14 protein-coding genes and 2 pseudogenes are annotated in these 20,392 nt (G+C 52.0%); 7 read left to right on the top strand and 9 right to left on the bottom strand.

Annotation, left to right across the window (positions count from 1 at the left end):
* Positions 1-17: 17 nt before the first annotated feature.
* Positions 18-467, bottom strand: a pseudogene (locus KP708_RS03185) (transposase); the annotation flags it as partial.
* A gap of 302 nt (positions 468-769) precedes the next feature.
* Here KP708_RS03185 and KP708_RS15680 point away from each other — a divergent pair.
* Positions 770-1,204 (top strand): annotated as a pseudogene (locus KP708_RS15680) (IS481 family transposase); the annotation flags it as partial.
* A 58-nt stretch (positions 1,205-1,262) separates the two neighbouring features.
* On the opposite strand, the gene KP708_RS03175 reads toward KP708_RS15680, so the two are convergent.
* From KP708_RS03175 to KP708_RS03160, 4 genes are all read right to left on the bottom strand, one after another.
* Positions 1,263-2,027, bottom strand: a complete 765-nt coding sequence (locus tag KP708_RS03175) for a GntR family transcriptional regulator (protein ID WP_252347399.1) — start codon at positions 2,025-2,027, stop codon at positions 1,263-1,265.
* Positions 2,028-2,032: 5 nt separating this feature from the next.
* Positions 2,033-2,965 carry an N-acetylmuramic acid 6-phosphate etherase gene (locus tag KP708_RS03170; RefSeq protein WP_215750363.1) on the bottom strand — a complete coding sequence of 311 codons (933 nt, stop codon included), beginning with the start codon at positions 2,963-2,965 and terminating at the stop codon, positions 2,033-2,035.
* A gap of 5 nt (positions 2,966-2,970) precedes the next feature.
* Positions 2,971-4,494 (bottom strand): sodium:solute symporter, encoded by a 1,524-nt coding sequence (locus KP708_RS03165; RefSeq protein ID WP_215750362.1) that lies wholly within the window; start codon positions 4,492-4,494, stop codon positions 2,971-2,973.
* Between the two features lie 201 nt (positions 4,495-4,695).
* Positions 4,696-6,861, bottom strand: coding sequence for a TonB-dependent receptor (locus KP708_RS03160; RefSeq protein WP_215750361.1), 2,166 nt, complete (start codon positions 6,859-6,861; stop codon positions 4,696-4,698).
* A gap of 43 nt (positions 6,862-6,904) precedes the next feature.
* Between KP708_RS03160 and KP708_RS03155 the strand changes: the two genes are divergently transcribed.
* From KP708_RS03155 to KP708_RS03135, 5 genes are all read left to right on the top strand, one after another.
* Positions 6,905-7,090: a hypothetical protein gene (locus tag KP708_RS03155; protein ID WP_215757142.1), complete on the top strand. Its 186-nt coding sequence runs from the start codon at positions 6,905-6,907 to the stop codon at positions 7,088-7,090.
* Between the two features lie 684 nt (positions 7,091-7,774).
* Positions 7,775-8,041 (top strand): metal-sensing transcriptional repressor, encoded by a 267-nt coding sequence (locus KP708_RS03150; RefSeq protein ID WP_215750359.1) that lies wholly within the window; start codon positions 7,775-7,777, stop codon positions 8,039-8,041.
* A gap of 12 nt (positions 8,042-8,053) precedes the next feature.
* Positions 8,054-9,322, top strand: coding sequence for a TolC family protein (locus KP708_RS03145; RefSeq protein ID WP_371822729.1), 1,269 nt, complete (start codon positions 8,054-8,056; stop codon positions 9,320-9,322).
* The gene (locus tag KP708_RS03140; RefSeq protein WP_252347398.1) at positions 9,319-10,476 is read left to right on the top strand and encodes an efflux RND transporter periplasmic adaptor subunit; all 1,158 of its coding nucleotides are present in this window, start codon (positions 9,319-9,321) and stop codon (positions 10,474-10,476) included. Before KP708_RS03145 ends, KP708_RS03140 begins: the two co-directional genes overlap by 4 nt.
* Before the next feature lie 3 nt (positions 10,477-10,479).
* The gene (locus KP708_RS03135; protein ID WP_215750358.1) at positions 10,480-13,563 is read left to right on the top strand and encodes an efflux RND transporter permease subunit; all 3,084 of its coding nucleotides are present in this window, start codon (positions 10,480-10,482) and stop codon (positions 13,561-13,563) included.
* 58 nt (positions 13,564-13,621) lie between these two features.
* Here the strand turns inward: KP708_RS03135 and KP708_RS03130 are convergent, their stop codons facing one another.
* The 4 genes from KP708_RS03130 to KP708_RS03115 all read right to left on the bottom strand — a co-directional run bounded on the left by KP708_RS03130 (position 13,622) and on the right by KP708_RS03115 (position 18,846).
* On the bottom strand, positions 13,622-14,962 hold the full coding sequence (locus KP708_RS03130; protein WP_215750357.1) for an MFS transporter: 1,341 nt from the start codon (positions 14,960-14,962) through the stop codon (positions 13,622-13,624).
* A gap of 50 nt (positions 14,963-15,012) precedes the next feature.
* The gene (locus KP708_RS15985; protein WP_215750356.1) at positions 15,013-16,680 is read right to left on the bottom strand and encodes an FAD-dependent oxidoreductase; all 1,668 of its coding nucleotides are present in this window, start codon (positions 16,678-16,680) and stop codon (positions 15,013-15,015) included.
* The gene (locus tag KP708_RS03120) at positions 16,677-17,621 is read right to left on the bottom strand and encodes a sugar phosphate isomerase/epimerase (protein ID WP_215750355.1); all 945 of its coding nucleotides are present in this window, start codon (positions 17,619-17,621) and stop codon (positions 16,677-16,679) included. Before KP708_RS03120 ends, KP708_RS15985 begins: the two co-directional genes overlap by 4 nt.
* Positions 17,622-17,937: 316 nt before the next feature.
* Positions 17,938-18,846: an ROK family protein gene (locus KP708_RS03115; protein ID WP_215750354.1), complete on the bottom strand. Its 909-nt coding sequence runs from the start codon at positions 18,844-18,846 to the stop codon at positions 17,938-17,940.
* Between the two features lie 216 nt (positions 18,847-19,062).
* Here KP708_RS03115 and KP708_RS03110 point away from each other — a divergent pair, with 216 nt between their 5' ends.
* Positions 19,063-20,202, top strand: a complete 1,140-nt coding sequence (locus KP708_RS03110; RefSeq protein ID WP_202207829.1) for an ROK family transcriptional regulator — start codon at positions 19,063-19,065, stop codon at positions 20,200-20,202.
* The last annotated feature ends 190 nt before the right edge of the window (positions 20,203-20,392 follow it).

The raw sequence follows: 20,392 nt of genomic DNA, 5'->3' as shown, positions 1-20,392 counted from the left end.
CGGCAGTATCCTATGGATCAGCAGGTCTCCTGGCGGAAACTGTCGCTGTCATAACCTCGACCGATCAGCATGGCCCGGGGGTTTGGAGCCGGAAGGACTATTAGGGCATCTGTGGCTGTATGGCCCGAGATCTGGCCTTCGGTAAGGATAAGCCAAGAAGGTGTCCCTGATTGTCGCATCGGGTGTGAATTTTGCTCGTAAAGCCGCCGGTGACCCGCCATAATCTCCGCATGACCCCCTTTTTGCGCCCGTAGCCTGTGAATAGGCATGAACCACGGTACCATCGACCATATGCTGCCAGCATCGGTCAGCCCAAGCTCTACCAGGGTTTGCAGCAGAGCATTCCACACGCCCTGTTCAGCCCAACGGCGAAACAGGACATAAAGCGAGTTCCATTTGCCATAGCGCTCATACATGTCCCACCACGGACAACCGACGCGTAGAACCTGCAGCATACCATTGCAAAACCGGCGGTTATCTCCCCCCTAGACGGGCTCAACGTTCGCGTTCAGGAGGCAGGAGCGGACCAATAACCGCCCATTCCTGATCCGTCAGACCGCCTCATGCCATGCCTGTTCTTTCTGTCCCTATATCCCACATACACAAAATGAATCAGATCTCACGCTGATCCTATAAACTTTTGTCACCAAGGCCTAAGTATTTAGTCTTGGAGTTTGATGGTGTGGTATCTTCACGTGAGTGAAATGAAGCCTTAGGGGACAGATGTGTCATAGCAGCGCCACGGTCACGCCTGCCGAACATGTAATGAGACAAGCCCAAACGACAGCGTTTCAAACGCACTCCCATCGGCTTTTTCCACATCAGAAGTCCAGACCGCCAAAGGCAAGCTTATCCCTTGGGGTCATGATCGGACGAGCAAGTTTGCCGTCACACAACTGATCGAGAAAGCTGATCGGAAGACGGCTCGGGAATTCCTCGAACATCGTTCGACAAAACCCAATCGTCCATGGATCAATGGTCAGGTTGAACGGTTGAATCGGACTCTCAAAGAGGCAACCGTCAAGCGCTTCCATTACGACAGCCAGGAGCAGTTGAAGATTCATCTCAACGACTTCATGGTGGCTTGTAGGCTCAGGACGCTGAGTGGTCTCACGCCTTACGAATATCTCTGCAAAGTCTGGACTTCAAAATCAGAAAAAATCATCATCAATCCAACCCATAAACCCCGGGTCTAAATAGCTAGGATAATGCTCTCCACTAGAAAGCATGCTCGTTTGCAAAAGCCAGCATGATCTTTTTCATTAATCACGTTCTCCAGATGTTCGGAGTTCGACTACAAAGTCGTAAAGATCTGCGCGATAGCATGAAAATGTTACCTCGAGTATGCGCCCATCAGCGAGAAAGGACCGTCGTTCGATTTCGAGTATGGCGCTCGGTTGCGCAAGATGTAGCAGGTCTGCCTCCTGCACCGTGGCCATTCTGGCACGAATGCGCTGAAGCGCGCGGACTGGTAACAGGCCTTGCTCTTTCAAAGCCGCATAAAATGAATCTTTGACCAATTCGGGAGATGCCAGATCCCTTCGAGAAATAACGGCAGTCTCGATGGCTAGTGGTTCCCCATCTGCGGTTCTGATCCGCTTGAGGCGAAGCACGGGTGTGCCTGGGGCCATACCCATTGCCATTGCTTCGTCGGGGCTGGCCCCAGCCATACGCTTACCTAGCCAGATTGAACCGGGTTCATAGCCCCTTGCCCGCATATCTTCGGAAAAGCCCATCAAGGCAGACAGGGGTTGCTGGATGCGGCGGGTGACAAAGGTTCCGGCGCCGGGACGTTGGGTTAGAAGTCCCGCATTCACCAGTTGCGCCAATGATTTGCGGACAGTCACTCGTGAAACGCCGGTGAACTCTGCAATTTCCCGCTCCGGCGGAACGGCATCTCCTCCCCTCAGGGCTCCGCTATCAATCAATTTTCGTAATTGTTCTGCCAGTTGCAGGTAGAGGGGTTTGCGGTCTGCGGGATTAGGCGTCAGTGCAGCGAACAGCTTTTGCGAACTCATCACATGCATAAAATTTACTCGTGTTCCTGGCGAGACGTAAGAGCAGCGCGCAAATTGCCCTCATGGGCAGCAAGAGCACTTTCGGCTTCGTCAATTGTCATGCCGGACCGAACAAGCACTGCTCGCTTGACGTTTTGACCACTCATTGCAAGTGCTTCAGCAATTTCTGCTGAAGTTCCACCGGCTAACAATTGCACCATCTGTGCTGCTCGTCTTTCCAGTTTTGCATTGACGACCCGCATGTCTACCATCTGTCCCCTGTAGCAATGACCCATCTGAATCATGAGTGTGGTGGACAGAAGGTTTAAAGCTGCTTTTTGTGCCGTCCCAGCCTTTAGGCGCGTTGATCCGGCAATAACTTCGGGGCCGGTGACGATACTGAGACCCATCTCTGCCTCCCTGAGAAGCCGGCCTTCCGGATTAGAACTTATTCCGACAGTCAGTGAACCTGCTTCTCGCGCTGCGGCAATAGCAGCACAGGTATACGGTGTCATGCCGCTGGCCGCGATCCCTAGAACAACATCGTTGGTCTCGGGGGTATGAGACAATATTTCGGCACGAGCCATATCTTCGCGGTCTTCCGCTCCTTCGACAGCTTCGAAAAGCGCTTTGGTGCCTCCGGCCATCATCAGAACCAGACGCTTAGGATCCCACCCAAACGTGGGTGTGAGTTCTACACCGTCTTGAAGGCCGACACGCCCAGACGTACCGGCGCCCACATAAAAAAGACGCCCCCCGGCCTGTAGCCGAGGAAGCGCCGCAGCTACAATCTTCGCAATGTGCGGGACGGACGTTTTAACAACTGCTGTTGCAGACATCTGAGCTTCAGCAAGCGCATCCAGAATGGAACTGGCTGGCCAAAGGTCAACGTCCACATAACGGGGATCCTGAGATTCTGTGCCCGAAGAAGCCTGTGACACAAAAGCATTTTGGTCCTTAAGGGCCATAATTTTCAGTCCTTTGAAGCGTCGGGAGCAGACGATAAGGGTCGAAATATTCCCTCTGTAAGCACCACTGAAATAGATCCAGGAATAAACATCAGGATAATGCCTAACGGAACTAACCAAGGGAAAGCCACGTGCCAGTTATAATACTGTAGCGCACCCATCATGACTGCCATGCCTATCAAGGAAATGTAAAATCCCGTTAAAGCATTCTTCAAGCGTGCTGATGGATATAACATCCCAAACAGAAAAGCGCCTAGCGTCGGTCCATAAGACCACCCTGCGATTGTTAAGCCCAAAATTACTGCCGATTGTTGACTCCCTGTGAACCACAGGGCCGCTAATACAAGAGCACTACTGCAAAGCAGTGTTAGTAATCTTGGTGCAAATAGCGGCCCCTGCCCTAGCTTCAAGCGTGTTTGACACCGCTGAAGCACCTGTCCCGGTAAGGGGCCGAAATCCGTTAAAATAGCGCTCGCCATTGCGTTTAGGGTTGAAGATAGTGATCCCATCGTCGCACTGAGTACGCCTGCAAGAAGCAAGCCTCCCAACCCGGCCGGCAATCCCGAGACAATAAAAGTCGGAAAGAGGTCGTCTGGAGAGTGTAGCCCCAGAGACATTAGCGAAGTGCCCCCGTTGCGTATCCATAGCTGCACTCCGATCAGTGACAAGGCTCCGAACAGGAACGCGATAACAAAGGCACTTCCCATCAATGCAAAGCGCGCATCTCTCAAGCTTCGTGCGGCAAGAAGGCGCTGAACCATGAGTTGGTCAGTTCCGTGAGAAGCAACGGAGAGAATAGCCCCTCCTACTAAATCAGCTAATAGCGTAAAGGGATCAGACAATATGTTGTCCATAGTCATATGATGAAAAGGTGCCAGGTGACCTGACCGCCAAGCTGTCGACCAACCTTCAGGAGAGATCTCATTATTCAGCAGTAAGACACAAATGACTGCGCCAAAAAGATAAATGCAGAGCTGAATAGTATCCGACCATACGACCGCTCGGAGGCCACCCAGCATCGTATAGGTCATCGTAAATACCATGATGAGGCCCAGGACCCAGATGCGGTTCATGGTAATCCCGTCGTGATCAAGCATCCACATGATGGGAATGAGGCCTGCTGATAAACGTACACCTTCTGCAAGCAACCGTGTTATCAAAAAGGCCGCTGAGGCTGCCCGCTGCAGTCCAGAGCCAAAGCGATGCCCTAGATACTGGTAGGCACTTGTCATGCGGCCCTGAGTATACAGTGGCAAAAACCATATGGTGACAATCAAGCGGCCAATAAAATATCCTGCCGCGAGCCCTAGGAACACCATACCGCTTCCATAACTTACTCCCGGAATACTGATGAATGTCAGGGTTGAGGTCTCGGTGGCGACCAAGGACAGGCAGATCGCCCACCATGGAAGATCATGAGCGGCTGAGAGGAAATCTCCGGGAGACTTCTTTCGACGTGAAAGCGTGATAGCCAGAACAGGCAGCGCAATGAAATAAGCACAGATTACAGCAATATCGGCAAACTGCATGAATGTTCCCTCATAGGCCTCAACCGCCATCGAACCTTAATAATACCAAAAAGATACCTGATAATTCGCTTGTCGTATTTTCCACAGGTGAGGAAAACACATCTAAGCTGTGCTTCAGGAATTAGAACTGAAAATGGAAGTATGATGAGTGAACGCTCAGAATAGTTTGGGGCCCCCAAGCGTTCATTCTATATATGTCTTTTAAAATCCTGAGGAGACTGAAACTATTCCTGCAAATCCGCCTGCCACGTTGTAGGTTGGTGCGCTGGCGGCAATTGCCGTGCCATACACGCCTGTTGTGGCATGAGCGTTTGTTGCAACAGAATACGTCGAAGAGAGGTAGCCCTTGTTGCCAAGCCCAAGATTGACCAAATTCAGCTGAATTTGTGGGCGATGAAGGAAACCAACAGAATTAAATCTGTAGCCGAAATTCATATTCAGGGTTTCGTATGCTGGCATCTTCTCATCGTTCATGAAGGTTGAATATTGACTTCCAACATAGTTGAACAGAAGGCCGCCAAATGCATTGCCATTATCGTACAGGATACCCACTGAGGCTGTAAATTCTGGCGTATTGACAGCCATCTTTCCTTTTGTTCTCAGATAATCACCGCTAGATGCTCTCAGGTTGTTATCGATCGTCGCGTGAATATACTGCCCTGAGATGTAGGGACTGAAGTGATGCCAAGGTTTGAGGCCCAATTCAATCGTGGCGCCACGAGAAGTTTGCCCGCCCCCATTGATGGAGGAACTGACGCGCGTTCCACCGACCATTTCCGTGGTGGAGACCTGACGGTTCGTAAAGTTGTAATTAAATAAAGCCACATTGACGTTTACAAAGCCATGATGGCGATATCCAAGCTCTTCAGAAATTGCGTACTCTGGCTTTAGATTCTGAGCGTGACCACGCGTTTGTTTGCCAGTGGAGACGCTGATAAAATCAGCGTAACTTGGCCATCCTGCGGGTTCAGCAAAGCCGGTTGTTCCGTTAACGAAAATCTGGTCATTGGGTGTGATCTGATAACTTGCCATCACTTGAGGAAGCGGGACTGCGTCGCTATTGCCATTTCTGTATGATGGTAGTCCGGGCATGATTTGAGTGAGTTGTCTCGTAATCATACTCTCTTTGAATGCGGCAGAGAGTTTTAGGCGGTCATTCAGTGCACTATATTCATCGACAATATAGGCCGTATTGGTCTGCTGCATGAAGTTAATATTGTAACTGTGCAGGACATCGCCCGATGCAGAAACAACCGGGTATTTTCCAGACATGCTGGCGATACTGCCATTCGCATCTGCAGCGGCATATGTTGCGGCTTCGGGCTGCGCAAAATATGCGTACCAGTATCCTACCGTTAGGGTATTGTGACCATGTTTCCATGACAACGAAGCATTGAGCCCTGCATTATTTTCTTTGAACGTGTCCGTAATCGAAACAGGGAAAGAGCCGTTGTAAGATGGCGATACGTTCAGGTTTCCGGCTGGAATGTTTCCGTAATAGCTGCCGGTATTGCTCAGACTACTACCGACATCTCCATACCCATCGGAATGCATGTAATAAGGGGTAAGGTGCGCAGTAAGCTGATGCCCTAGGTCGAAATGCATCGGAGCGCCGATTGTAATGGCATTCCGGACATTCTGCTGAAAGCGATAATAATTGGCGCTGCCTGGGATATAGTCCTTTTCCCAGTTGAAATTGGTACCATACTGCTTCCACTGGGTCAGTGTCGGGAAGCGCGGGTAGAAACTGGTTGTGGTGTTGTATGAGACCAATAGCTCCGCTCCGCTATGTCCCCACTCTTTTACGGTCTTGTTGTCCATATGATAGCGGGTCGTGTAGCCTGGACCACGCCAGTCTTCTGCATGCGTATGGGAAAAAGACGCATAAGACCGGATGCCGGTGCGCCCGATTTCTCCGGTATCTATCCGAAGAAATTCGCGGTCCAAGCTGTAGGACCCGCCGCTGAAGTCCGCATACCCGCCCGCATGGTCTGAAGGTGTTCGTAAAGTCTGAGTTAATTCGCCTCCTACAGCGTTATAAAGCGGAGATGTAGGTGAAGCTGAACCTTGCGTCAGGTCTACGCGAGCCAGGTTTTCGTTATCTACGTTCTGTGTTGTGTAAAGCTTATAATTCGAAGGATCTGCTGCGGGAATACCATCCATCAGATAGCCAATTTCAGTCTGTGCCATCCCTCGGACCGTCAGGTTGATGCGTTGATCATCCAACCCCAACGGATCATTCCGCCCTACGGCCACGCCCGGCATGCTAGCAATCATGGAGGCCGTATTCTGCGTAGGCGGCTGATGCGCAATGAAGTCTCGAGTAAAAGCACTCCGAGCCTTGGGTACAGCCTGCGGGGGCATCATGCCCGCTCCCGCAGAATGCCCGCTTGCTCCATCAGGAGCATTATTGGCTGTAACCTTCACTTCTTCAGCTTCACCTGAAGCTGAAATTGATTTTTCTTTTTTGTTTTCTGGTGCCGTTGGTGATGTAGATTTTGCCTCTACAGAAGCTGTAGCCCAAACAGCGCACCCCACCCCTAGCATAAGAACCCTACGATACCGCATCACCGCTCCCCTGCTCATTTCTGGTTGAGATGATCAAACCATCAGTAATACCTTTGTAATACCTATTAATTTCGATTGTAAACCGATTCTCATATCGGTATCGGAATACATTCCGTGTCGGTCTAAAATAACGGTTTTGAAGTTTCTACATGAAAGTGGAAAAGTCATGATCGGGCGATCTGTAGTCGAGTTGAGCCATCATTCGGGTTCCCATCCTGTCGAGTGCTGACGTTCAACGCGTAGCATGAACATCGTTGAAGAAAGAAAAATTTCCATATTTATTTCATTATTTTGGAATAATCGTATATCGGTTTTCGAATTGGAGATTTTATATCGGTTAGCTATTTCAGGTAGCCTGCCTTACCAAAAGTGGCTGAGACAAAAGTGAAATGACGATGCTTGCACGCGGCCAGATGATCCTTCATTCACGTCGATTAGGGCGCGGATGTCATTCATGTATGTGTTGGCCGTTGTCGCTCCTTCATAACTCTTTTTTCTCAAACCATTCACGACCTTTATTGGGTGTTAAACGTCCGGTCATAAGCCTTTCCAAGGATGACTCTATTTCTTCCCTATTCGGCTAGAAAATAATGAAATGAAACAGCCTGGTTTCCTTGAGGTCGGGAATCATCCCACATGCTCCGGGAAATTTTACTCTAATTGTTCAAAGTGTGTCTTTACGACCCCCTCCCCCTCAGGGTAGGGAATGGGCATGCCACACGAAACGCACCCTCTCCTTAAGCCCCGTCTGAAGCAGGCACATGGGCATATCGTCAAAGTTATCGAGATGATGGAGGCAGGAAGATCCTGTTCCGACCTTGCTCAGCAACTTGCAGCCATTGAGAGTACCATTCGCGGCGCGAAGCGCCTGCTTGTGCAGGACCATCTTGAACATTGCATTGTTGATGCCGTGGCCGAGGGCAAGATGAGCCGTGAGGACGCTATTCAGGAATTTTCCTTCCTTGTGAAATATTTTTGAGGAACAGGACGAGTGCGCGTCTCAGCACAGCTGCGTTTCCTGAAACCTCGGGAAATTGCTTTGGCCTGTCTGTTGTCTGTCAGCTGGGCTTCACATGTATCGGCGGCAGATGATGTTATTATCCCGCTTCACACTGCGTTAGGTGCAGCTTGGGACAACGACCCGGTCCGACGCGAACTGGCAACCAACGCTCAGTCTGCCGATGCAAGGGCAGCCGCAGCCAAGTCCTGGTTTGCGGGAGGTCCAATCCTGACGGCAAGTTATAGTGACGATCGGGCCTCGGGGACCAATCTGGGGTACATCACATGGCAAGGCGGTGTGTCTGTTCCTCTTTGGTTGCCCGGCCAGGGGAGTGCAACTGAGCATCTGGCGCAGGCGGATGCCAAAGCTGCCTTGGCCAAGGTTGAAGTGGAACGCATGGCGATTGCGGTGCGGGTTCTGGAACAAAGTGGGGCAGCTATTCTGGCCGATCGGCGCGTCATTGCCGCGCATATGCTTGTGCGATCCATGGAGCATATTGCGTCTCTAACGTTCCAGTCGAAAGCTCAGGGCGAGACAACGGGCGTTGAAATGCAAGCGGTCAACGCACAACTTGCAGATACCCGATCAGAATTGGCACAGGCCGAAGAAAATCAGACACGAACCCGTGCAGAACTTCTGTCTCTCTTGGGGATTCCTGGCCTTCCTGACGTTCTTTCCGCACAGGCTCCATGGCTTGCTCGAATTCCCGTCGGTAACCTTCAGGCGCTGGAAAATCTTGATCCTCGCATACAGTCTGCCCACCGTGCTGTAATGGCTGCGGAAGCAGACATGCATCTGGCCCGTTCCAGCTTCATGCCTAATCCCGAAGTTGGCATAGATGCGATTGATCAGGGGCAGTATGGCAGCCCTTGGGCCACGCAGGTGGGGATGAATGTTCGTGTCCCGCTTCCGAGTGACGTGACGCATACGCCTCTTCTTTCTGCGGCTCAAAACCGCCTGGCTGCTGCTACCCGCGCTGAGATAGAAGCACGACGCGCGGTCCACACCGAATTGGTTCAGGTCATGGCACGTGTGACGGCCGCCCGAGAAATGCTGACACAATCCCAGACGAGTGCCTCTCAGACCATGAAGCGCGCAGACGCAATGGAGCGATCCTGGCGTCTCGGCGAAACTTCGTTGATTGAAGCACTTCGTGCCAGAACGGACGCCTGGCGTGCCCTTCTTACCCTCAATCAGGCTGAAGTCGCCTGGCACAGTGCCATTGTGCGCATCTGTATTTCCACAGGGAAACTCCCTTGAACACTAAATGGTTTTTGACGGTCTGTCTGTTCGGCATGGTGTCAGCAACGTGCCATGCGGCAGTTCCTTCCTGGCTCAAGCCCGTCACTATGAGCGCGGCAGCGCAGCAAAGCGAGAATGTGTCAGTAGTCCCGGTCAGGTACGGAGAATTGCACGAGCGTCTTCCTGCAATGGCCAGTGTCATGGCCAATTCGACCCATTCGGTCATGATCAGGCCAGCGGGAAGTGGCAAGGTGACAGAGGTGTTGATCACGCCGGGGGAGCGCGTCCACAAAGGACAGGTTCTGCTCACATATACCGATCACTCCTTGCATGAACTCTATCTTGAGCAAGGCCAGACAAATGCGGCGCTCAGTTCCGCGCTGGCTGCTGTTTCGGAAGCCGAGAAGGCCTATCAGCGCGGTCGCTCCCTGAGCGGGACAACCGTCTCCTCCGGAGAAGTCCAACGCCGTCTTGCGATGCTTCAGCAGGCACAGGCCACTCTGGCAGCGAAGCGAACCGACAGTGAAACCATAAAGCACCGTTTGGAAGAAGAATTCACGTCAGCGACTGAGAATATTGGGCACGGTGAAGATTCCCGGCTGATTTCTCCCATTGATGGTGTTGTTCAGAACGTCAGTATTGGCGTGGCTGATGATATTACGAGCGGTGACGTCTTGGCGACCGTAACAGATCTTTCCTCTGTCTGGATTTTTGCAAGTATCCGGCCGGAAGATGCGCAGGATCTTGTTATTGGTGGACAGTTTTCCGTACGTCCTTCAGGTCATGCGAACCAGCCTCCGCTTTCCGCACGCATCAGCACAATCAATGATGCTGCCGACGCTGATACAGGCCTTCTTCGGGTTATCGGTACATTTGACAAACCGGCTGCCAATCTCAGGCCAGGGACAATGCTCGACGCCACACTTGAAACAATGCACGGTGCCAAAGGGCTTATTGTTCCCACTGCCGCCATACAGCAGCTCGACGGACACGATCTCGTCTACACATTGTCAGCGGGCACGGTATTCCAGCCTCATGAAGTGCGCATAGTCCTGTCAACGGATGATGAGGCCGTTGTTCTGAGTGACCTGTCTCCTGACAGTAAGGTCGTTAGCAGCGGCAGCTTTGCACTCAAAAGTGCATCAGTCTTTTCAGATTCGAGCGGCGACTGAGACATGCTGGCGTTTATCCAGAAAAATACCTTTCTTTTATTCTGTCTTGTTGGTGCTCTTTTGGCCGGCGGCCTTCTGACCATCCCCGGCCTTCCCGTTGAGCCGGTACCAGACATCTCCCCCAAGCAGGTCATGGTCTCTGTCACAGCCCCGGGGCTCGCGACGGAAGAAGTCGAAAAACTTATTACCTTCCCACTTGAAACCAGCCTGACAGGGATACCAGGCGTGACGGACCTTCGGTCTGTCTCCCGTACGGGTGTATCTGCTGTTTACCTGCAATTCTCGGATGCGACAGATATTGATCTGGACCGAACGCGGGTCAGCCAGCGCCTGCAACAGGCACGGGATACGATTTCGGTTCCCGGAACATCCATCACGATGGGGCCACTCGCTACCGGTATGGGCGAAATCATGCAGATTCAGATCCTTGGGGCTGGTTATTCCCTAACGGATCTCAATCGGATCATGACCTGGACCGTCGTGCCTCAGCTGAAACTCGTGCCGGGTGTGGTTGACGTCAATGTTAATGGTGGCGCGGAAGAGACTTTTGAACTCACGCTCGATCCGTCCAGAATGGTGGCGTATGGCGTTTCCATCAGTGACATTGATCAGGCCATTGAGACCAACAACGCGTCCTCCGGCGGAGGATGGATTGCGCATCATGATGAACAACAGGTCATTGTCGCTCGTGCGCGTGTGACAGGTCTTGAGGCGTTTGGTCTGATCCCCGTCAAGATGGGCCCCCGTGGGCACGTCATTCGGATCCGCGACATGGGTAAAGTCGAGATTGGTTCTCGCACCCGATTAGGCGCTGTAACGCGTGATGGTCAGGGTGAGATCGTCAATGGTGTCATTCTGATGCAGAATGGTGCCAGTTCGAATGCAACTCTGGCCGCGATCAATGCAGCTCTTCCCGCGATCCGGCAGTCTCTTCCATCCGGTGTTAAACTCGATCCATTTTATACGCGTGCGACCCTGACGTCTGAAACAATCGGGACCGTCAAGGAAAACCTTCTGATAGGCGCCATTCTCGTCATTGGTGTTCTGATTGTCGTTTTGGGAGACTGGAGGGCCGCATTCGTTATCGCGTCCGTCATTCCGGCGGCTCTGATCTTTGCCATGGCGGGTATGCGGTGGTTTGGCGTGTCTGCCAATCTGTTGAGCCTCGGAGCCATAGACTTTGGCATGATCGTGGACAGTTCACTTGTTGTCGTGGAGCATCTTCTGGCAACGCGGAATCAAGCCAACACCAAAAACGACTTCAGAGCCCTTGCCTACAAAGCCCTGCTGAGCGTTATCCGTCCTGTCAGTTTCGCGATTTTCATCATTATTATCGTCTATCTCCCGATCCTGACCCTGCAGGGGATTGAAGGGAAAATGTTCCGGCCCATGGCGCAGACAGTCATCATGGCGCTGATTGCCTCCCTGCTTTATTGCATTGTCTGCATCCCTACCCTCGCCGCTCTAGTCATGCGGTTTGGTCTCGTTGATCGGGAAACGCGGTTTGTGCGATTTGTACGTCGTTATTACGAGCCAGTTCTTACCTGGAGCGAGCGTCATGCAAAACTGCTGATCGGTATTACACTCACGACGTTTGCCGTGGCATTGCTACTGGCCTCCAGGATGGGGGGGGAATTTGTTCCTCAACTTGATGAGGGAGCGCTCCTTGTCAATTCTCTGAGGCTTCCGAGCGCCTCTCTGGATACCGTTCTTCGAAGCGTGACAGAGGAGGAACGGATCCTCAAAAATTTCCCCGATGTTGCTACTGTCGTCAGCAATACCGGCACGTCAGCGATCCCGACTGACCCCATGGGAACAGCTGAAACAGATACGTTCGTGTTTCTGAAGCCTCGATCTGAGTGGACGACAGCAAAGACGGAAGCAGGGCTGGTCAAAGAGATGAGTGCTGCCCTTGCTGAACACCTGCCGGACGCAGAGTACTCGTGGACACAGCCTATCCAGATGCGAATGGACGATCTCTTGTCTGGCGTAAGGACACAGCTCGCAATTTCAATTTATGGAGATAATCTGGAGACGCTATCACGGCTCGCCAATACGACAATCAGGGCAATCAACAGTATTCCGGGTGCGGCAGATGTGAACTCCGCTAGTGAAGGCACAATATCCTACATGCATGTTGATGTAGATCGGGATTCAGCCGCTCGCCTGGGGGTGAATGTATCAGATATTCTTCAGACTGTAGAGGCGATTGGTGGCCATACCGGGACGTTCATTACGCTGGAAAATGCCATCATTCCTGCTCAGGTCCAGTTTGCAGGTGATGCTGTCAAATCCATGGATCGGATTGGCCGCCTTCAGATACGGCGCGCGGATGGCAGAGGCTGGGTTCTACTCAACGAAGTTGCTCATATCTCGCTGATTAATGGCACCTCCCGTATTGATCGGGACAGTCTGCGCAGGCGCATCATCGTTCAGGCCAATGTTCGCGGTCGCGACGTCGCAAGTTTTGTGAAGGAGGCACAGACTGCTGTTAAAAAACAGGTCGTTTTGCCGCCAGGATATCGGATGGCTTGGTCAGGTCAGTTTCGCAATCTGCAATCGGCAAGCCGACGGTTGAGTATTGTCGTGCCCATCGCTCTAGCGCTCATTTTCATATTACTTGTGGCCGCTCTTTCCTCCCTTGGTACCGCAGCTCTGGTGTTTGCGAACTTGCCTATGGCCGCTACAGGGGGAATTTTGGCGCTTGCCATGCGGGGAATGCCTTTCAGTATAGCAGCGGGCATTGGTTTCATCGCTTTGTTTGGTGTCGCCATTCTCAATGGAGTGGTTCTGGTCTCGCAGATCCGGGCCTATCGTGAAGAAGGCATGGAAGCCGCTCAAGCGGCGTTCGAAGCAGCACGGGTCCGGCTCCGTCCTGTTATTGCGACAGCGTCTGTAGCGAGCCTTGGATTTTTTCCGATGGCCTTCTCCGGAAGCGCTGGGGCTGAAGTGGAACGGCCGCTTGCGACTGTGGTTATTGGAGGGTTGATCTCTTCAACTTTGCTCACGCTCTTGGTTCTCCCCTCTCTTTACGCCTTCTTTTTCAGTCGGCATTCAGGGTCAAGAAAACGTCTGTCTACTTCCTGAGGTGTCCAAGATTAAAAGGCTTTCTTTGCTCTCTGCAATTGAATCTGGCTCAGTAATGTTATGGGGAAGAGACTAGAAAATCTTTCCCAGACCCTTGGACCGATCTCCAGAGCATTAAAAGACCGTACTGTATTATGACTGATACCAGTGGCAGAACAACAAAACCTGTGGTGACCCATATCGCTGTAGTGTGGTTTATCACAAGGGCAGATGCATCATACCGTCCGTAGGACAAACAGAACGCCAGAACAAACCCCGTGACGCCCATGGAGACTTTTGAAATCAGTGTGTTGATAGAATAAGCCAGACCAGCGGCTCCTGTACCATCAACAGCACGGCCATTATCAATGGCTGTGGCAAGAAAAACGTATGAGATAGGAGACATCAGCCCCTGCCCTAAGGCCAGCGCGACGAAAGCAATGAAAAATCCTGGCAACCATGCTCCGCAAAGAAACATGGTTGCGTAAGCGACGCCTTGGAGCGCAGTCGCCATAGTGGCTGTCTTCATAATCCCGAAGCGACGCGCGCTAATCGGGCAGCATGATGCCCCTATAAAACTGCAGACACTTGCAAGCGTCAGAACCGCTCCGCCGAAGCCATCTGTTCCGCCGAGAACGCATTTCACATAGTAAATGGCAAATCCATACAGGGCAGCAATGACGATGAATTGCTGGAAGACGATTGCGTTGCAAATCAGCCAAAGTTTGTTTTTGAATAATAATTTCAGTGTCTTACGCATGTCATGTCGTGCGGGTATGGTTGGATAACGTGTGACACAATTTTTGGCGACCACTCGCCACAGAATAATTCCCAAGAAAGACAGCAACAGAACGAATATTGTAATTCCTCGTTGCCGGTGAGCCATGCTGCTTCCCCCTCCAAGCCAGGTGATGGCTGGAATGGTCAATGCAGCGATACAAAACTGCCCAACCTGACAACCCATCATTCTGAAAGAATTCAGATCCACTCGCTCTCTTGCAGATTTGGTCATCATAGGGGCTAGTGCGCCGTACGGGGTGTTAATGCAGGAATAAACAGCCCCAAATATAATATAGGTTCCCCCGGCCCACAGTATTTTTCCTGTGGGGGAAAGCGGAAATGGAAGGAAGCAGAAGAAATCAGCAATACCAAGTGGAATTGCCAGATTGCGGATCAGAGGCCGAATAAAGAGGCCGCCTTTTCGATCCACAACCCAGCCAATTGCCGGGTCGCAGAACGCATCGAACACGCGCGCAAAAAGCAGAATCCAGGCGACAGACGCAGCCGGAATACCGTAGATATCAGTGTAGTAGAACATCAGGTACGCTGACGTCAGACCCCACATCAGATTGGAAGACAGGTCTCCGCAACCATAGGCCAGTTTCTCGCGACGAGAGAGTTCGTTTGCCTGGCCTGTCATTACTATTCTCCAATAGCGGAATGAATTTGAACGTCGTATCGAGCTACTCTTTAGAGGCGTCCCACCTTTAACTCTTTGGCTAGATGCTCACAGGCACGAATACTTAGTGCCATGACTGTCAACGTCGTTCCGAGCGACCCACCTGTCGGAAAACTGGATGCATCCGTGACATATACATTGGGGACTTCCCAGCATTGTCCGTATGAATTCAGGTACGACGTTGCAGGGTCAGTCCCCATTCTTGCCCCGCCACTTTCATGAATGGCAGCACCCATTATCAGACTTTTTGGAAACATTTTTCGCATAAACCACCGGATCGGCCAGGGCTGGTCTGGATACATGCCCGCGCCTTTCTGCCCCAAGCCCAGTGGGGAGGCCCAGAAATCCACCAGCCCGCCACCACTTTCTATCATGTCCGCACTATCCTGAATCTGGCGTTCCAGCATCGCGCGCTCATTGGTGTGAAGACCGCAACTGATATGTGGGAGAGGAATGCCCCAGCGGTCTTTACGGGAGGCATTCAGCGTAATCCGATTGTCTTCATACGGAAGCATCTCGCCGAAACCCATGAGGGTAACGGGCAGATATCCCTGAGCATCCGGACCGGCATAACGGCCGATCGACCCCTGATAAGTGTAGCCACCGGAGAAAGACGCGTCCCGGTGATTTCCAATGTTCGCATATCGCGGCACATACATGCCGCCAGTGGGGCCAAACAGAGGATGCTGGGGCAGTGTTTCCGGTAAGCCTTCACGCACTGTAGCGGGCCAGCGTCCAAACATCAGATTTGCACATTGATCCATAAAATATCGGCCGAGCACATCTGAACTGTTTCCAAGTCCTGAAGGATGTCGTGGACTACGCGAGTTCAAAAGCAACCTGACGCTTTCAATGGGGGATGCACAAACTACAACAGCTTTCGCAGCAACGGTGCGGCGTTTGCGTGTTCGGCGATGGATAAAGGTTACACCCGTCGCCTTTCCACTGACGGGATCGCTTTCAATCCGTTCAACGATCGCTTCAGATTGAAGCGTTGTTCGTCCGGTTCCGAGGGCGGCGTCCAAAGCGGCTGGCAATGGCGAACTGTTATAACGGTTGAAGCGCCATGCCACTGTATGGCGATCTGTCCAGCGTGCTTTTACTGCGGCTCGAAACCCTCTTTCCTCTGGTGTCAGGATTGCAGGCTCAGCCATAATGCCGTCAGGAGCAGTGTTTACCCCGTCATTATTCCCGCAAATTCCAAGAAATCGCTCTACTTTTTCATAGAAAGGGATCAAGTCGGCGTATGACAGTGGCCAGTCCTCGGTTCCCGTTCCGGAGCTTCGCCCTTTGAAGTCTGCGTCAGACCAACGGAACAGGACACGCCCAAAGACATGCAGTCGGCCACCTGTCTGCTTCCCGCGGATCCAGAGGAATGGTCGGCCCTTGGGGGTCGTATAGCCGTGTGCCCAATCATTGACGAAAAGGTGCCTGAGTTGCTCTTTGAAAAAGGCGACGCGGGCTTGAATCGGCTGCCCCAAAAGCGTTGCCTTCACGCGAGGGAAAAGGGCTGTATGAGCCCAGTTTCGACTGGCACGCGGCTCGACATCAGACTGCTTAAGCCGTTGTCCCGCCTCAAGGACCAGCACTGATAACCCCTGCTCTGCAAGTTCTTTCGCTGCAAAGCTTCCTGCGGCCCCGGACCCCACAACAATCACATCATATGTGGCCTCTTTCATACAAAGGGGCCCTCTGCTGGGCCATATATGCGCTCAATGAACCTGGCACCACTTTCCAGGACTTCTGCAGGATGGGCGCAAGAATCCATTTCCAGAATGGGGCCACATTTCAAAGGCGCCTTTTCTAGGAGAGTTGCCAGCTCTGGAAAATTGACACTGCCCTGCCCTATAGGGCGGAAATACGGGCGATGCTGAGCGTAAATGGTCTCATCGATTGTAACTGTAATCGGCATTATACCCGAAGCGTCCTTCCAGTGCATCGCCACGACGCGCTCAAGATGACGATCCAGCAATTTGACCGGATCGCCGCCTTCAATGGTGACATGCGCTGGGTCCAGACAAAGAGAAACATAGCGTGGGTCAGTCAGGAGCATGAACAGATCTACATCCCGAGGGGCGCAGAAGACGGAGTTTGCCTCTGTATGCAAAGCCAGAGTTACACCTGCACGTGCAGTTACTGCACCCATTTGATTTAACAAATCCGCCATGGGTTGAGCGAGTGCCATATCGACGAATTGGACTGGCTCCGAAAGCCACGTTGTTCGGCACGGAAGGCCAATGACCAGTATCTTCCCTCCTACGGAAGCGAGAAACTCTGCCGCTGCAGCCACCGCCTTCAAAACTTTCGGTTCTGCTGAACGGTGTTCTGACAACGGGATGCGGTCAAGATCCGCAAAGAAACTCGACCAAATCTCCAGATTTCTGGTTTTGAGTTCGCGGAGCAGATTTTCTCTAGAGCCAAAAGCGTGCAGTGCAGTCTCCCAATTAAAGGGAGGGAATGTTAGTTCTATTCCGCTGACGCCAGTGCCGGAGAGCGTATCCAGAATTTTTGTCCAGAAAAAGCGAGGGTCTTTCTCTGCAAGAAGTTGAATTTTTTCTTCGGAAGATACTCCCCAGAATTCGGGATTATAGAACGTAATCAGATCAGTTCCCGTTTCCATGCAGGCTCTTTCTGTCATCTCTCTCTTCCCGGCCGGAAGCGAGGTATTTGCACATGAGATTCATTTTATTATGAAGAAGAAACGGATGGCGTGCAATTGTTTGCCAAAAGAGGCGCAAACCCGTTCTGCTGCACGGCAGGGACGCTTACTGTGTCCTATAAAGATGTCAGAAACTCTTGGCTCGCATGTTGAGTCGGGCAGTTTTCACGAATGGTAACATTTTGGACTATGCGCCGCTTTATCAAGCGTCAGGAGGCCTCTCGCAGAGTGCTATCATTCTTGACAGAGCTGATCTCATTCGGATTGGTAATTTTGCCTACTTGCTAATGAGACACGCTGCACCTAGCAGGCCTGCTTCGGTTCCTAGAGTGGCCTGTACCAAAAGCGGCTTGGTGGTGGGGTAAAGGATTTTGTCCCTCACGGCACGATCAAGCGCAATGATGAGACTACGGGAATTCCCCAACCCACCTCCGACTGGAAGGATTGTGCTGCCCGTGATGTTGATGACATGTGCCAGAGAAGCAGAAACGTAAGAGAGGTAGACTGAGAGCGTCCGTTCTGCCTGTTTTTCTCCTCTTTCCCACGCGGCCAGGATGCTGCGGCTATCAGTGGATTCTGCCCCAGCCCAAAGATGCAGCCGTTCAAGTGCTCTTGCACCCGCTATCGTGTCCAAACAGCCTGACTGGCCGCAACCGCATTTAAACAGCGGAACAACATCTGAATGATCGGGTTCACACTTCATGAAGGGTGGAGCTAAAACAACAGGAGAGTGGCCCCATTCCCCTGTAATTCCACCGAGGCCGTTCACGATCTCACCATTCAGGACATGGCCACCGCCAATGCCTGTCCCTAGAATGATGCCAAATACATTGTTGTGGCCCTGAGCGACACCAAATCGGGCTTCAGCTAATGCAAAGCAATCTGCATCATTGGCAATCAGAACGGGCCGGTTGGCTTTTTTCTTTAGGAGTTCCCTTAGTGGAGCCTGTCTAAGGCACGGAATGTTGGCAGCATGCACAATACCGGTTTCAGGGTTTTCGACCCCTGCAATCGCTATGTGGAGTGGAATTCCCGGCCACCGAAGGCAAAGCGTGACAAGAGCCGCGACAAATGCTTCCAGATCATTAACGGGGGTTGGTACAGCTACCCGGTGTTCCAGCTTCCCCCCTGACTTCACGACAGCGAAATCAATGAATGAGCCACCTATATCTGCACAGAGAATCATATATGCGTCCGTTTGAAATTAAGGCGACCAAACCTGAAAACATGCAGCCAAAGTCTCACAGACAGGTCGGTTTAATGACGCAGATTCACTACGCCCGTTATCGGGTTAGAGATTGGAAAGGTCTTTGTAAATATATTGGTGTAATTCCTTGGTTTATAATTTAGACAAAAAACTATCCTACCCCACGCGTTCCTGATGGGACGAACAGGAAAACCAATGCTCTCAACTGGCCACTACCAGATCCTCAGTACCCTCAGTCGTGAAGGGTCGAAAAGCCGAACTGAGTTGGCTCAGTTTCTCGGATTGAGCAAAGCCACGATTTCGGGTCTGGTCCGTGACCTTCTCGACAAGGACATCCTGTCCGAGCGAGAGCTTGTTTTTGGTGTGGGGCGACCATCGGTTTCATTGGCTGTTAGAGCTGATGCAGCATGGTTTATCGGCATCTCCATGCAGGACGATCCGATGGTTCTCGTTTTGACGGACCTGCACGGTACGGTTCATGCGCGCGTGGAATTGCCTCGCCTTGCAAACCCAGAAGAGTGCATTAGCACCCTCGCCGAAGCCACAGAACACCTACGCCAGACTATGGGAGAAATAGGCGACAAGCTCTCCGGAATTGGGATTGCGCTCCCTGGCTTTGTCTCAAGGGACAGACATACGTGTGTTGCCTGCACTGCTTTAGGCTGGAGGGATATAAACATCGGCACCGCCATGGCAGAGAAGACGGGTCTTCCGACCTGGGTGGAAAATGATGCCAAGGCCCTGATCTTGGGCGAAGAACTCTTTGGTCCGCTCAGAGGCAGCCCCGATTTCAGCATGGTTTTTGTCAGCCATGGCATCGGATGCGCGCATATCGTCAACGGGAAGCTGTTATGGGGGAACTCTGGAGGGGCCGGAGAAATCTCGCACGCCCCTGTGACGCTGGAAAATTCCGATGCCCTTCCCTGCCGCTGCGGTAACAAGGGGTGCTTGGAGACCGTTGCTTCACTGCTGGCTATTTCCAACTCAGCGCGAAGACTAGGACTTCCAACCGGCGCTCAGGAGCTAACAACCTTGGCAACTAGCGGAAACCCTGAAGCATTGACAATTCTGCATCGCGCAGGATCGGCTATGGGTATCGCAACGGCGCAACTCATCCAAATGCTGGATCCAAGCCACGTTGTCGTCATGCTCGACGCAGCACTGAGAAACGGGGTTTACGGCCATGCACTTCTTCACGAAGCCGAATCCCACATTCTGAATCGCGTCGGCGCACGGACCATGATTCATTTCCGTGATTTTGAGCCGGATAGTTTTGCAAGGGGCGCGGCCAGTCTTGCCGCGCGATATTTCATTTTTGGTCAGGATGATGTCTGAAACGACCCTGGACAAAAGAAACCATCAAAATTCGTGCTTTTTTAGCAACAGTTTCGAATTCAGATCGAAAATTGTTTTGTTCGCATTGTGAATTAAGTTTCGCTTCTTTGAGACCTATTGCGTACTAAAACACGGCTCTGCATGATGATTGCCACAAAGAAACGAAAGAGCGGCGCTGAGACGGGCCGTA

Source organism: Gluconobacter sp. P5H9_a, from assembly GCF_018812085.1.
Classification (GTDB): domain Bacteria; phylum Pseudomonadota; class Alphaproteobacteria; order Acetobacterales; family Acetobacteraceae; genus Gluconobacter.
The sequence above is the reverse complement of the archived record's forward strand: the minus strand, read 5'-3'. Positions and strand labels throughout refer to the sequence as shown.